This is a genomic window from Halomarina halobia (assembly GCF_029338575.1).
Classification (GTDB): Archaea; Halobacteriota; Halobacteria; order Halobacteriales; family Haloarculaceae; genus Halomarina; species Halomarina halobia.
Window position 1 is genome coordinate 1,752,187 of sequence record NZ_CP119992.1, and the last position, 13,750, is coordinate 1,765,936.

Sequence of the window (13,750 nt, forward strand, 5' to 3'; positions counted from 1 at the left end):
GCGGGTCCGTCGGCGGACCGGTCAGTCGTCGCGCGCGAGCAGGCGGCCGACCGGCGAGGGACGTCTCGTCCGCGCCGCCGCGTCGACGCGGAGCAGGTAGGCCGCGAGCGCGAGCGCGACGACCTCGGCTGTCTTCGCCGCCGTCTCCAGCGGGTCGCCGACGACGTGCTCGATCGTGCTCTCCACGATCCCGGCGTCGTGCGTGTGCCCGAGACCGGTGTTGTGAAAGAGCAACCAGCCGACGATCTCGCCCGCCGTGAGGAGGACGACGAGGAGGTACGCCGTCCGGTAGGAGACCGCGCCGGCCCACACCGCGAGCGCGCCGACGACGATGGCGGCGATCGACAGCGCCATGAACACGGTGACGACCCGGGGGAACTCGCCCGAGACGGACGACGCGGCGAGACGCGGGGCGACGACGCTGAGGTGGATGAGGGCGTCGATCGCCAGCATCTGCAGCACCAGTAACCGCAGTCCCGGAACGAGCTGCTTGTCCATGGCGGGGGGTAGCAATCGGGGGGACAAAGGGGTTTCACGTCGCGCCGCGGGCGACGACCGCGCCCTCCAGTCGGTCGGTGCGACGACGCTCGCGAGCGCACACACCCGCAGTGCGTTGATTTTACCAGTCGAAAGGGTTAGAAAGGGCGTCGGCCTATCACCGGTACATGACGACGCGGAGAGGTGGGTCCCCGTGGAGCTGATTATCACCGAGAAGGACAACGCCGCCCGGCGGATCGCCGAGATTCTGAGCGAGGGCGGCGCGAGCGTCGAGCGGCGCAACGGCGTCGCGGTCTACCGCTGGGGCGGGCGGCGCTGCATCGGGCTGTCGGGACACGTCGTCGGCGTCGACTTCCCCCCCGAGTACGCGGACTGGCGCGACGTCCGGCCCGTCGAACTCGTCGACGCCGAGGTGGTGAAGACCGAGACGCAGGAGAACATCGTCGCCGCGCTGCGGTCGCTCGCGCGGGAGGCCGACCGGGCCATCGTCGCCACCGACTACGACCGCGAGGGCGAACTCATCGGCAAGGAGGCCTACGAACTCGTCCGCGAGGAGGCGGACATCCCCATCCGCCGGGTGCGCTTCTCCTCGATCACCGACCGCGAGGTGCGGGAGGCGTTCGCCGAACCCGAGGAACTCGACTTCGACCTCGCCGCGGCCGGCGAGGCCCGCCAGATCATCGACCTGATGTGGGGGGCGGCGCTCACGCGCTTCCTCTCGCTCTCGGCGAAGCAACTCGGCGACGACTTCATCAGCGTCGGGCGGGTGCAGTCGCCGACGCTGAAGCTCATCGTGGACCGCGAGCGCGAGATCGAGGCGTTCGACCCCGAGGACTACTGGGAGCTGTACGCCGACCTCGCGAAGGAGGCGGGCGCGGCGGACGACGAGTTCGAGGCGCAGTACTTCTTCGAGGGCGACGACGGCACCGAACAGGAGCGCCTCTGGGACGAGGACGAGGCGACGGCCGCGGACGAGCGCCTCCGCGGGGCGACGTCGGCGGTCGTCGAGTCCGTCCGCCGCCGCACCCGGACGGACGACCCGCCCGCGCCGTTCAACACGACCCAGTACATCCGCGCGGCCGGGAGCATCGGCTACTCCGCCCAGCGCGCGATGAGCATCGCCGAGGACCTCTACACGGCGGGGTACGTCACCTACCCGCGGACGGACAACACCGTCTACCCCGACGACCTCGACGAGCGCGAGCTGCTGGAGACGTTCGCCGGGCACCCCAACTTCGGCGACGACGCGCGCCACCTCCTCGAACGCGACGAGATCGAACCGACCAGCGGCGACAAGCAGACGACCGACCACCCGCCGATCCACCCCACGGGCGAGTTCCCGACGGAGCTCACAGACGACGAGTGGGAGGTGTACGAGCTCGTCGTGCGGCGCTTCTTCGCCACCGTGGCCGAGCCGGCGACGTGGGCGCACCTGCGGGTCGTCGCCGAGGCCAACGGCTGCCGGCTGAAGGCGAACGGGAAGCGCCTCGTCGACCCCGGCTACCACGCCGTCTATCCCTACCTCTCGACGACCGAGAACTACGTCCCCGAGGTCGAGGAGGGCGAGCGGCTGGACGTGACCGAGGTGCGACTGGACGCGAAGCAGACCCAGCCGCCCCGGCGCCGGGGGCAGTCGCGGCTCATCGAGACCATGGAGTCCATGGGGGTCGGAACGAAGGCCACTCGGCACGGGACCCTCCAGAAGCTCTACGACCGGGGCTACATCGAGGGCGATCCGCCCCGCCCGACGAAGCTGGCGATGGGCGTCGTCGAGGCGGCCGAGCGGTTCGCCGACCTGGTCGTGAGCGAGGAGATGACCGCCCAGTTAGAGCAGGACATGACCGCCATCGCGGACGGCGAGGCGACCCTCGACGACGTGACCGACGAGTCGCGGGACATCTTGAAGCGCGTGTTCGCCGACCTCCACGACTCGCGCGAGGAGATCGGCAAACACCTCCGCGCGTCGCTCAAGGCCGACAAGGTGCTCGGGCCGTGTCCGGAGTGCGGGAGCGACCTGCTCGTCCGCCGCTCGCGCTGGGGGTCGTACTTCGTCGGCTGCGACGGCTACCCCGACTGCGAGTACACGCTCCCCCTGCCCAACCGCGGCGAGCCGATGGTGCTCGACGAGCGCTGTGAGGAGCACGACCTGAAGCACGTGAAGATGCTCGCCGGGCGGAACACGTTCACCCACGGCTGCCCGCGCTGCCGCGCCGAGGAGGCCGACGAGACGGAGGATCGGGTGATCGGGGCCTGTCCCGACTGCGGTCCGGAGGAGGGGGGTGAACTCGCCATCAAGACGCTCCGCTCCGGCTCGCGACTCGTGGGCTGCACGCGCTATCCGGAGTGTGAGTACTCCCTTCCCCTCCCGCGCCGGGGGGAGATCGAGGTACTCGACGAGCGCTGCGAGGAGCACGACCTGCCCGAACTCGTCGTCCACAACGGGGACCCGTGGGAGCTCGGCTGCCCCATCTGCAACTTCGCGGAGTACAAGGCGCGGCGGGCCGCCCGCGCGATCGAGGACCTCGACGGCGTCGGGAGGAAGACCGCGGAGAAGCTCGCGGCGGTCGGCATCGAGAGCCTCGACGACCTCCGGACGGCGGAGGCCGACGAGGTGGCCGCGGAGGTCCAGGGCGTGAGCGCGGACCGGATCCGCGAGTGGCAGACGGAGGCGAGCGCCGGCTGACGCTTCCCCGGGGTTTCGCGTTCCGAAGCGGTTTTGTCCGGCGGTCGGGACGGACAGGTATGAACGCGTGGGCGAACTGGGATCACGTCGTCAAGGTAGACCCGGACAAGGCCCTCCCGGAGGGAGTCACGTACGAGGACATCCGCGCGACGGGCACCGACGCCATCGTCGTCGGCGGGACGACGGGCATGACCGAGGAGAAGATGCGCCGGGTCGTCGAGGCGTGCGGGGAGTCCGACGCTCCGGTGTACATCGAGCCGAGCCACTCGGGCGCGGTCGTCCACTCCGACCGCCTCGACGGCTACCTCGTCCCCGTCGTCTTCAACGCCGGCGACGTGGCGTGGATCACCGGCGCGCACAAGGAGTGGGCGCGCATCGACCCCGACATCGACTGGGAGCACACGACCACCGAGGCGTACATCGTGCTCAATCCCGAGGCGTCGGTGGCGGAGTACACCCAGGCCGACTGCGACCTCGAAGCCGACGAGGTGGCGGCGTACGCCACCGTGGCCGAGCGGATGTTCGGCCAGGAGATCGTCTACGTCGAGTACTCGGGCACGCTCGGCGATCCAGGGATCGTCGGTGCGGCCCGCGACGCGCTCGACGAGGCGACGCTGTTCTACGGCGGCGGCGTCCGCGACTACGACTCCGCCTACCGGATGGCCGAGCAGGCGGACGTCGTGATCGTCGGGGACCTCGTTCACGACGAGGGCATCGAGGCGGTGGAGGAGACCGTCCGCGGCGCGAAGGAGGCCGCCCGCGTCAGCCGGTAGACGTCGGCAGGGTCGACAGGCGTCGGGAGCCACGAGCGTCGAGATCGGCGACTCCTCGCCGTGACGCCACTGGGCGGCGACTCCCGCCCCACGGCGAGTTTCGCCACCCGTTTATATTATTTGAATTATACTCAATTCCTGAAATTGACGGCGTGTGCCACATATGTCAGGGGAAATCATTATTATGGGATGCCGACGCACACCCACCAATGAGTATCGTCGCCGCGTATCGTACGTCCTCTCCGGAACTGGTGTTGGCGACGGCGGTGACGACGGTTCCCGAGGTGAAACTCGACGTGGCGCACGCCGTGTCGACGGATCGCGGCCGACCGACGTGGTTCCTCTGGGCCGACGGGACCGACCTCGACGCCTTCGAGTGTGCGATGGCCGACGACCCGACGGTGACCGACGTCGAGCGGATGCGGGAGGTGGCCGACGCGCGGCTGTACACGTTACAGGTGACGCGGGCGGCGAGCGTCTACGCCGACTCGCGGTGGTCCGACCTCGACGCCAGCAACTACGCCTCGCGGTTCCGGGACGGCTGGTGGAACTCGGTGACGCGCTTCGCCGACCGGGGAACGCTCGACGCCTACCTCGCGTTCCTCGATCAGCGCGACGTCACCGTCGAACTCGACGACGTGTTCGTCACGCTCGCCTCGAACGGCGAGCGCCCGCTGACCCGCTGTCAGCGGGAGACGGTCGAGTTCGCCTACCGCCGCGGGTTCTTCGAGATCCCCCGCGAGGCGACGATGAGCGACCTCGCCGACGAGTTCGACGTCTCGGAACAGGCCATCAGCCAGCGGCTCCGGCGCGCCTACGCCCGACTGGTCGAATCCGAAGTGGTCGAATAAATCGACCCACTTTAACCCGCCCGGGGGAAACGGGGCCGTATGGAGAACCGCACGTACACCGCGGACGCCGAACCGGGCGAGCGGGTGACCGTCGCCGGTTGGGTGCACGAACTCCGCGACCTCGGTGGCATCGCCTTTCTCATCCTCCGGGACAAGACCGGGAAGATACAGGTCAAGTTCGCGAAGGACGAGATGGACGACGACCTCGTCGAGGCCGGGACGAGCGTCTCCCGCGAGTCGGTCGTGACGGTCGTCGGCACCGTCGAGGAGGAGCCGCGCGCCCCCACCGGCGTCGAGGTCGTCCCCGAGTCGGTCGAGGTCGTCGCGCCCGCCGACCCCGAACTCCCGCTCGACCCCTCCGGGAAGGTCGACGCCGAACTCCCCACGCGGCTCGACAACCGCACGCTCGACCTCCGGCGGGACGAGGCGAAGGCGATCTTCGAGATCCGCGCCGAGATCCTCCGCGCCGTGCGCGAGTACTTCCGCGAGGTCGGCGCGACCGAGATCAACACGCCGAAGATCGTCGCCACCGGCACCGAGGGCGGCACCGAGCTCTTCCCGATCACCTACTTCGGCGAGGAGGCGTTCATGAACCAGAGCCCACAGCTGTTCAAGCAGCTGATGGTCGGCTCCGGGCTGGAGCGCGTCTTCGAGATCGGCCCCATCTTCCGCGCCGAGGAGCACAACACGCCGCGGCACCTCAACGAGGCCACCTCGATCGACTTCGAGAGCGCCTTCATCGACCACCGGGAGGCGATGGACGTCTGCGAGGGGGCGGTTCGCGCCGCCTACGAGGCGGTCGACGAGAACTGCCGGGAGCAGCTCGAACTCCTCGGGCTCGCCGACGAGTTCGAGGCCCCCGAGGGGGCGTTCCCGCGGCTCTCCTACGGAGAGGCCATCGAGCGCGTCAACGCGACGGGCGAGCTCGACGAGCAACTCGTCTGGGGCGACGACCTCTCGACGGAGGCCGAGAAGGCCCTCGGGCGGGACGTCGGCGGCCACTACTTCGTCACCGACTGGCCGAGCGAGATCAAGCCGTTCTACATCAAGGACCACGACGACGACGAGGCGCTCTCGACCGGCTTCGACCTGATGCACCCGCGCATGGAACTCGTCTCGGGCGGGCAGCGCGAGCACCGCTACGACGAGCTCGTCGCGGGCTTCGAACAGCAGGGCCTCGACCCGGACGCCTTCGAGTACTACACGAAGATGTTCCGCTACGGCATGCCGCCCCACGCCGGCTTCGGGCTGGGCGCGGAGCGCCTGCTCATGACCGTCCTCGGGCTCGAGAACATCCGCGAGGCCGTCCTCTTCCCGCGGGATCGCCAGCGGCTGAGTCCGTAGGACGAAGCCGTCGGGAGCCAGCGAGAGGAGCGCCAGCGACTCTCGCCCAGATCGCCAGCGGCTGAGTCCCTAGGAGAAAGCCGTAGTCAGCCGGCCGCGTCGTCGATCAACTCGTACGCCCGCTCCCGAAGCTCGCCGGTCGTGTGGAGTCCGTGCGCGTCGATCCGGCGGACGAGTGCCCTCGCCTCGTCCGGGTCGAGACGGGACGTCTCGACGGCGCGAACGACGACGCCGATGGTCCCCGTGACGGCCGCGTCGAGACCGCGGGCGACGGTTCTGACGCGGCGGTCGTCCGAGACGACCGCCACGCGATCGCCGCGCGCGTCGACGCGGCGAACGAGTCCGACGATCTGCGCGTCGCCGGTCACCTCGTCGTCGCCGAGGATCGAGAGCGCGGCGTCTCGAAACGGAACGTCGTCCACGACGCGCACGCGCTCGTTCGCCGTGAATCGCTCGACCTGCGACCGCGCCGGTTCCGTCGTCACCTCTCCCAGGACTTCGCTCGGGATCGTCAGCTCCCCGTCCAGACAGTGTAGCACGTCGAGCTCGCGGGCAGTTCCCAGCGAGATGAGGGTCGTGGCGTCGAGGAGGACGATCACAGTTCGCTCGCGTCCCGAACGTCCTCCTCCAGTTCCTCCGGCGTCAGTTGCGTCGTGAGGTTTCGATCGCGCGCGATCTCGAACCACTCGCCGAGCGAAACGCCGGCCACGCGGGCCGCCTGATTCACCGATAGCTCCCCCGACAGGTAGCGTTCGGCGGCGACGCGGATCCGGAGCTCTCGCAGCCCCTCGCCGAGTGCCTTTCGTATCGTCGTACTCCGATCCTCGCCGAGAAGTTCCGCGACCTCTTCGAGCGAATCCACGTCCTCGTCCGGGATGCGGGCGCTTATCGACGGCATTGTATACACAGTACTACAGCGTATTCGCTTAAACGAGTGTCGATGGGACGAGACGGGGTGTCGAAACGTCCCGCCCTAGGCCGTCGCCTTCGCCGTCCCGAGGACCTTCTCAGCGTACTCCTTCGCCGTGAGGATGCCCTCGTCGTACTCGGCGGCCCACGCGACGGGGATCTCGTACTCGCCAGCCGGTTCGCCCTCGTAGAGCACGGTCGCGGCGAGCGGGCGCGGGTCGTCGACCGACCGCGCGTACGCGGCGTAGACGCCCGCGACGTCGCCGAGCGCGTGCGCGAGGCCGGTCTCGTCGAACGAGCCGAGCGCGTGATCGAGAGAGTGCCTCTCGTCGCCCTGTTCGAGGCGCTCGACCGCGACTGCGCGCGCTTCGAGCGCCCCCCGGAACCCCTCCACGTCGGACACCTCCCCGGGGGCGTCCTCGATACCCCGCTTCGCGATGGACGTCTTCCGGGTGACGGGGAGGTCGGGCGTCAGTTCGCTCACCGGCGGCTCCTTTGCGTGTCGCTGCGATCCCTCGGCCGGGAGTCGGACCCGCTCCGCGCACCCGGCGATCGGGAGGACGACGAGGGGGAGGAAGTCGCGTCGGCGCACGCGGGGAAAGTCGGCCGGAAGGCGGAAAAGCGTGCGCCCGGCAGTCGCGAGATCCCTGCCGCTCGTGCGAACGACGCCGTCCGCCGTACCGTCGCGACGATAGTGGAGGCCCCGAGGCGGAGGCCTCGGGCGGTGACGCCCGGCGGACAGTATATTTCAGTCGGGCCGTCGTAGGTTCGAAGACATGGCGTTGGCGCAGTACGATCTCGTGTTGGTGCTGGTGGGACTCGTCGTCCTCGGCGTGGTGCTGCTGCCCCAGCGCGTGGCCGAGCGACCCGTCTCGCTGCCGATCCTCGCGCTCGCCTTCGGCGCGGTCGTCTTCTCGCTACCCCTCGGACTCCCCGCGCCCGATCCGATCGAATACGGCGACGCCGCCGAACGCCTAGCGGAGTTGGGGGTCATCGTCGCCCTGATGGGCGCTGGGCTGAAGATCGATCGACCCGTGAGCTGGCCGGCCTGGAGTTCCGCCGTCCGACTGCTCGCCGTGACGATGCCGCTCACCATCGCCGCCGCCGCGGTGCTCGGCTGGGGCGTGCTCGGGTTCGCGGTGCCGACCGCGATGCTGCTCGGGGCGGTCGTCGCCCCCACCGACCCCGTCCTCGCCTCGGAGGTGCAGGTGAAGGATCCCGGGGAGGGCTACGAGGACGAACCGACGCCCGAGCAGGCGGGGATGGGCCACGAGGTTCGCTTCGCGCTCACCACCGAGGCGGGGCTGAACGACGGCCTCGCGTTCCCCTTCACCTACCTCGCGATCCTGTTCGCGCTGGTCGGCCTCGCGCCGGGGAACTGGGCGGGCGAGTGGGCGATCGTCTACGTCGGCTACAAGATCCTCGTCGGCTTCCTGATGGGCGCGGCCGCCGGGTACGTCGTCGCGCGGCTCGTCTTCGCGACGCAGGCCGAGACGCGGCTCGGAATCTCGCTGGCGGGGCTCGAGGCGCTCGCCGCGACGCTGCTGGTGTACGGGCTGACCGAGCTCGTCGGCGGCTACGGCTTCATCGCCGTCTTCGTCGCCGCGGTCGTGATCCGAGACTACGAGCGCGGCCACGAGTACGACGACGCGCTCCACGCGGCCGCGGAGATGACCGAGTACGTGGTGATGGTGGCCGTGATGGTGCTGTTCGGCGGCGCGCTCGCGACCGGTCTCCTCGACCCACTCACCGTCGAGGCGGCCCTGATCGGTCTCGCGCTCGTCTTTCTCGTGCGGCCGCTCGCCGGCGCGGTGGGGCTGCTCGGGTTCGATCGCGATCCGCGCGAGCGTGCCGCCATCGCCTTCTTCGGCATCCGCGGCATCGGGTCGTTCTACTACCTCGCCTACGGACTGAACCAGGCCCCGTTCCCGGACGCCGACTCCCTGTGGGCGCTCGTCGGCTTCGTCGTGCTCGTCTCGGTCGTCGTCCACGGGATCACGGCGACGCCGGTGATGAACCGGCTCGAAACCGAGTAGCGACGAGCTACCGCGGCGAGCGCCCTGGCGGCGCGTGTCCCGCAGCGGCCCGGGAGCGGCCGTTCCGGCCGCTCGTCCGCAGCCGTCGACCCCGGGACCGCGCCCCCCGTCTCGGTAGCCCGGCCACTGCCGGGCGAAGACATACCACGTTCGACGCCCGCGGACTACGCGGGGCGTCGAAAATCGTGTGCCATCCGCCCCTGCTTCGTGCTCGTCGGCGGGCGCGGCCTCGTGCCAGACCGCGCCCGCCGATCCGTTCTACGTGACGTCGACCGGGAGCGCAGCCGACCGTCGACCGGCTGGTCACGACTGCCATCGCCGGGCGGACCGGTCGCGAACGCGCCCGCTCGCCACCGGGGGACTCGACGAAGCGCCCCGGATCGCCGGGGACGAACTGTAAGATTCAAGCGCGCGAGCGTCCGAGTCGGTGACGGAACCATGCCAGCGCGCGCGTTCGTCCCCGGCCACGTCACCGGTTTCTTCAGCGCTCACCCGCACGACGATCCCGCGCGCGCGGGATCGCGGGGGGCGGGCCTCGCGCTCTCCGACGGCGTCCGGGTGACGGTCACCCCCGCCGACCGGACGACGGTGCGGGTGAACGGCGAGCGCACGACGATGGCGGCCGTGACGAACGCGCTCGCGCGACTCGGCGTCGACGCGCGCGTGGAGTGCGAGACGGCGCTCCCGGTGAGCGCCGGCTTCGGCGTCTCGGGCGCGTGCGCGCTCGGGGCGGCGCTCGCCGCGGACGCCCGCGCGCCGTCGCACCCAGACCTCCGCCCGCGGACGGAGAACGAACTCGTCGCGGTCGCACACGCCGCCGAGGTGGAGGCCGGGACCGGCCTCGGCGACGTGGTCGCGCAGGCCCGCGGCGGTGTCCCCCTCCGCCTCGAACCCGGCGCGCCGCCCCACGGCCGCCTCGACGGCCTGCCGGGATGCCCCGAGGTGGAGTACGTCACCTTCGGCGGCCTCGACACCGCGGAGATCATCACGGGCGACACGACCCGGCTCACCCGCGCGGGCGAGGCCGCCCTCGCCCGCCTCCTCGACGACCCCACCCTCGACACCTTCATGGCCGCCTCGCGGGCGTTCGCGCGGGAGGCCGACCTGCTGACCGACCGCGTCGAGGCGACCGTCGAGGACGTGCGGAGCGCGGGCGGCGAGGCGGCGATGGCGATGCTCGGCCGGACGGTGTTCGCGCTCGGCGACGGGCTGAGCGAGGCGGGGTACGACGAGGCGCGGTCCTGCCGCGTGACGGGCGGCGCGACCCGGCTGTGAGTCCGAGAGCGCGGCGCTTTTCACCCCCTCTCGCAAATCCCGCCCATGGGCGACATCGAGGTGCCGGAGAGCCACCCGCGCTATCAGTCTCTCCTCACGCGCCACCGCATCGAGGCTGGCGTCGAGAAGGGCATCACCAGCAAGCAGGGACTCATCGCCGAGGGCCGCGGCGAGGCGTTCGACTACCTGCTCGGCGAGCGCACGCTCGACAGCGCCGACGAGGCCGAACGCGCCGCCGCCGCCCACCTCCTCCTCGCGCGCCACCCCGTCGTCTCCGTCAACGGAAACGTCGCGGCGCTGTGCCCCGCGGAACTGGTCGAACTCGCGGAGGCGACCGGGGCCGACCTCGAGGTGAACCTCTTCAACCGCACCGAGGAGCGCGTGCGCGCCATCGCCGACCACCTGCGCGAGCACGGCGCGCGGGAGGTGAAGGGACTGGCGGCCGACGAGCGCGTCCCCGGCCTCGACCACGAGCGCGCCAAGGTGGACGCCGACGGCATCCACGACGCCGACGTGGTGCTCGTCCCGCTGGAGGACGGCGACCGCGCCGAGGCGCTCGGGCGGATGGGCAAGACCGAACTCGTCGTCGACCTCAACCCGCTCTCCCGGTCGCCGCGGGTGGCGGCCGTCCCCATCGTAGACAACGTGATCCGGGCGATCCCGAACGTCACCCGCTACGCCCGCGACCTGCGCGACGCCCCCCGCGAGGAACTGGAGGCGATCGTCGAGGCGTTCGACCGCGAGGCGGCGCTCGCCGACGCGGAGCGGGCGATCCGGGAGGGCGGGGGCTGAGGGCCGAGCCAGGCACCACTTCCTCGAGCACCCGCCTTCCGTCCGAGACATATCTATAAAAAGACACATAACCGGTGCTAGTCGTACCCAAACTACTATTACTACTCTAGAATATCACTAGGTGGTATGACGGAATTCGAGCGATTCAGCGAGGCGAGCGAGGCGGACGTGACGCGCGCGATCGGTCAGGAGTGGACCGAGGAGTTCATGGACTTCTCGGGCTCTGACGTCATCGTCGTCGGCGGGGGACCGTCGGGGCTCATGGCGGCGACCGAACTCGCCGAGCGCGGCGTCAAGACGATGATCGTCGAGAAGAACAACTACCTCGGCGGGGGGTTCTGGCTCGGTGGCTTCCTCATGAACAAGGTGACCGTGCGCTCGCCCGCAGAGCGGGTGCTCGAGGAACTGGACGTGGATCACCGACCGGCGCGCGACACCGAGGGGCTGTACGTGGCCGACGGCCCCCACGCCTGCAGCGCGCTCATCAAGGCGGCCTGCGACGCGGGCGCGAAGGTCCAGAACATGACGGAGTTCACCGACATCGTCATCCGCGAGGACCACCGCGTCGGCGGCATCGTCATGAACTGGACGCCGGTGCACGCGCTGCCCCGCGAGCTCACCTGCGTCGACCCGATCGCCGTCGAGGCCGACCTGGTGATCGACGCGACGGGCCACGACGCGATGGCCGTCACGAAACTCGACGAGCGGGGCGTCCTCGACGCGCCGGGCATCCGGAGCGCCCGCGAGCGCGGCCGGGTGATGGACCAGACCGAGGACGGGCAGTACGGCGCGCCGGGGCACGACTCGCCGGGCCACGACTCGATGTGGGTCGGGCGGAGCGAGGACGCGGTCGTCGAGCACACGGGCCTCGCCCACGAGGGGCTGCTGGTGACGGGAATGGCGGTGGCGACGACCTACGGGCTGCCGCGGATGGGGCCGACCTTCGGCGCGATGCTGCTGTCGGGTAAGCGCGCCGCCCAGCTCGCCCTCGACGAGCTCGAGGTGGACGCAGAGCCCGTCGCGCTCACCTCGCGGACGCCCGCCGACGACTAGGCGGATGGTCGAGCGCGTCAGCGTCTACCGCGCGCCCACCGCCGCCGCGGACGCCGACCGTATCGCGCGCTGGCTCGACGAGCGCGGCGAGTGGGCCGTTGACGTGCGGGGGCGGTTCCTCGACGACGCGAGCGACGAACTCGCCCGCGGGTTCGCCCGGGCGCGCGTCCGCTCCCCGTACGACCGGGAGACGGGCAGCGAGATGCTCGGCGTCGTCCGCTACGAGGAGCGCGCGCTCGAGAACCCCGAGCGGGCCGGCGGCGTCATCTACGACGGGCTGCGGGTGCAGGACGCCCTGCGCGAGCGCCTGCCGCGCGGGGAGCGGTCGCCCGAGCACGCGCACGTGATCCTGCTCGACCGCGTGCTCGGCACGTGGGGGGAGCACGACGGCCGCTGGCACAAGCGCGTGAGCGTGCTCGGGTGGCCGGCGCTCGTCTCCGTACCGGGGCTGTACGAGGCCCCCGCGAAGCCAGAGGCGTACTACCGCGAACAGGGACGGCGCGCACTGCTCTCCGGCGACCCGCCGCCGCGGGAGGTCCTGGAAAACGAGGTCGAGGGGGAGTTCCTGATCGAGGACGACCCCCGCACCACGGAGGCCCTCGCGGGGTACGTCCTCGGGGCGGTCCACTACCTCGAGACGGGCGAGGCCTTCTGCGACGACGAGCGCTGTCGCCTGTCGAACCCCCACCGGCAGGAGGGAGTAGTACGGGCGCAGCTACGGGAGCCCGAGTTCTGCCCGCGCCACGCCGAGCGGTACGGGTGATCGGCCCCGACGGCCGTGCGGCGGCGGAACGACGGCCGCTACTCCTCTTCGAACAGTTCGTCGACGGCCCCCTGCGCCGCGAGCGCCGCGTCCTCGGCCACCCGTTCGGGGTCAGGGTCGTCGGGGTCGTCCGGCGCGTTGAGGTAGACGTCCACGTCGAGGACGCCCCCCTCGAACGTCACCGCGACGTCGAAGTCGCGCACCGCGGACTGCTTGTACCGAGAAAAGATGACGTCCTCGGCGGCGTCGCTCGCGGCCCGGACGACCTCCTCGTCGCTCGGCATCTCAGTCGCCGCCGGGGCCACCCATGCCGGGACCCTGCGGACCCTGGGGGCCGGACGGACCGCCGCCGAGCATCTGCTGGAGTTCGCCCTGGAGCTTCTCGAACTGCTGCTGGACGCGCTCTTCCTGCTTGTTCAGCGTCTCGACGCGGATCTCGAGGCTATCGACCTTCTCCTCGAGCGCCTCGACGGCCTCGTCGTAGGTCGTCTCGACCATCAGCTCGCCGACCTCGCGGTACATCGTCGTCGCCTCGTCGACGTCCTCGAGCTGGTCGAGCGCCGCGCGCGACTCCGAGAGCGTCGTCTCCGCCTGCTGTTTCTGAGCCGCTACCTGCTGTGCCGTCTCCTGAAGGTCCTGAAGGTCCTCGATCTTCTCCTGGGCCTCGGGCGGAAGATTTCCCTGCATGGCTGTGCCGACGGGACGACGACGCAAAAAGGCACGGCATTCGACTCACTGACGGGGGAGACGAGGGCGTTCGCCGTCGACGGTCG

Annotated in this window: 15 protein-coding genes; 9 read left to right on the plus strand and 6 right to left on the minus strand. The window is 70.6% G+C overall.

The window, feature by feature from the left end; all coding sequences use genetic code 11:
• Positions 1–21: 21 nt before the first annotated feature.
• Complete coding sequence (locus P1K31_RS09220) at positions 22–498, minus strand: hypothetical protein (protein WP_276303039.1); 477 nt, start codon at positions 496–498, stop codon at positions 22–24.
• A gap of 193 nt (positions 499–691) precedes the next feature.
• On the opposite strand from P1K31_RS09220, the gene P1K31_RS09225 reads away from it, so the two are divergent.
• The 4 genes from P1K31_RS09225 to aspS all read left to right on the plus strand — a co-directional run bounded on the left by P1K31_RS09225 (position 692) and on the right by aspS (position 6,149).
• On the plus strand, positions 692–3,181 hold the full coding sequence (locus P1K31_RS09225; protein WP_276303040.1) for a DNA topoisomerase I: 2,490 nt from the start codon (positions 692–694) through the stop codon (positions 3,179–3,181).
• Between the two features lie 59 nt (positions 3,182–3,240).
• The gene (locus P1K31_RS09230; RefSeq protein WP_276303041.1) at positions 3,241–3,954 is read left to right on the plus strand and encodes a phosphoglycerol geranylgeranyltransferase; all 714 of its coding nucleotides are present in this window, start codon (positions 3,241–3,243) and stop codon (positions 3,952–3,954) included.
• A 209-nt stretch (positions 3,955–4,163) separates the two neighbouring features.
• A complete protein-coding gene (locus tag P1K31_RS09235; protein WP_276303042.1) occupies positions 4,164–4,805 on the plus strand; it encodes a helix-turn-helix domain-containing protein in 642 nt (213 codons plus the stop codon).
• 39 nt (positions 4,806–4,844) lie between these two features.
• The gene (aspS, locus tag P1K31_RS09240; RefSeq protein WP_276303043.1) at positions 4,845–6,149 is read left to right on the plus strand and encodes an aspartate--tRNA(Asn) ligase; all 1,305 of its coding nucleotides are present in this window, start codon (positions 4,845–4,847) and stop codon (positions 6,147–6,149) included.
• A gap of 86 nt (positions 6,150–6,235) precedes the next feature.
• Here aspS and P1K31_RS09245 read toward each other — a convergent pair whose 3' ends face one another.
• The 3 genes from P1K31_RS09245 to P1K31_RS09255 all read right to left on the minus strand — a co-directional run bounded on the left by P1K31_RS09245 (position 6,236) and on the right by P1K31_RS09255 (position 7,650).
• Positions 6,236–6,748, minus strand: a complete 513-nt coding sequence (locus P1K31_RS09245) for a PIN domain-containing protein (protein ID WP_276303044.1) — start codon at positions 6,746–6,748, stop codon at positions 6,236–6,238.
• Positions 6,745–7,047: a UPF0175 family protein gene (locus P1K31_RS09250; RefSeq protein ID WP_276303045.1), complete on the minus strand. Its 303-nt coding sequence runs from the start codon at positions 7,045–7,047 to the stop codon at positions 6,745–6,747. The genes P1K31_RS09245 and P1K31_RS09250 overlap by 4 nt, the downstream gene beginning before the upstream one ends.
• A gap of 75 nt (positions 7,048–7,122) precedes the next feature.
• The gene (locus P1K31_RS09255) at positions 7,123–7,650 is read right to left on the minus strand and encodes a DUF8159 domain-containing protein (RefSeq protein WP_276303046.1); all 528 of its coding nucleotides are present in this window, start codon (positions 7,648–7,650) and stop codon (positions 7,123–7,125) included.
• 184 nt (positions 7,651–7,834) lie between these two features.
• Here P1K31_RS09255 and P1K31_RS09260 point away from each other — a divergent pair, with 184 nt between their 5' ends.
• From P1K31_RS09260 to P1K31_RS09280, 5 genes are all read left to right on the plus strand, one after another.
• Positions 7,835–9,094, plus strand: coding sequence for a cation:proton antiporter (locus P1K31_RS09260; RefSeq protein WP_276303047.1), 1,260 nt, complete (start codon positions 7,835–7,837; stop codon positions 9,092–9,094).
• A gap of 438 nt (positions 9,095–9,532) precedes the next feature.
• On the plus strand, positions 9,533–10,369 hold the full coding sequence (locus P1K31_RS09265; RefSeq protein ID WP_276303048.1) for a pantoate kinase: 837 nt from the start codon (positions 9,533–9,535) through the stop codon (positions 10,367–10,369).
• 45 nt (positions 10,370–10,414) lie between these two features.
• Positions 10,415–11,161: a 4-phosphopantoate--beta-alanine ligase gene (locus P1K31_RS09270; protein WP_276303049.1), complete on the plus strand. Its 747-nt coding sequence runs from the start codon at positions 10,415–10,417 to the stop codon at positions 11,159–11,161.
• A 126-nt stretch (positions 11,162–11,287) separates the two neighbouring features.
• A complete protein-coding gene (locus P1K31_RS09275; protein ID WP_276303050.1) occupies positions 11,288–12,214 on the plus strand; it encodes a sulfide-dependent adenosine diphosphate thiazole synthase in 927 nt (308 codons plus the stop codon).
• Between the two features lie 4 nt (positions 12,215–12,218).
• Positions 12,219–12,977, plus strand: coding sequence for a DUF7001 family protein (locus P1K31_RS09280; RefSeq protein WP_276303051.1), 759 nt, complete (start codon positions 12,219–12,221; stop codon positions 12,975–12,977).
• Positions 12,978–13,015: 38 nt separating this feature from the next.
• On the opposite strand, the gene P1K31_RS09285 is transcribed toward P1K31_RS09280, so the two are convergent.
• Together P1K31_RS09285 and P1K31_RS09290 are read right to left on the minus strand one after the other, a co-directional pair.
• Positions 13,016–13,261, minus strand: coding sequence for a DUF3194 domain-containing protein (locus tag P1K31_RS09285; RefSeq protein WP_276303052.1), 246 nt, complete (start codon positions 13,259–13,261; stop codon positions 13,016–13,018).
• A 1-nt stretch (position 13,262) separates the two neighbouring features.
• Entirely contained in the window at positions 13,263–13,664 is a 402-nt protein-coding gene (locus tag P1K31_RS09290) for a prefoldin subunit beta (protein WP_276303053.1), read from the minus strand.
• Positions 13,665–13,750: the final 86 nt, after the last annotated feature.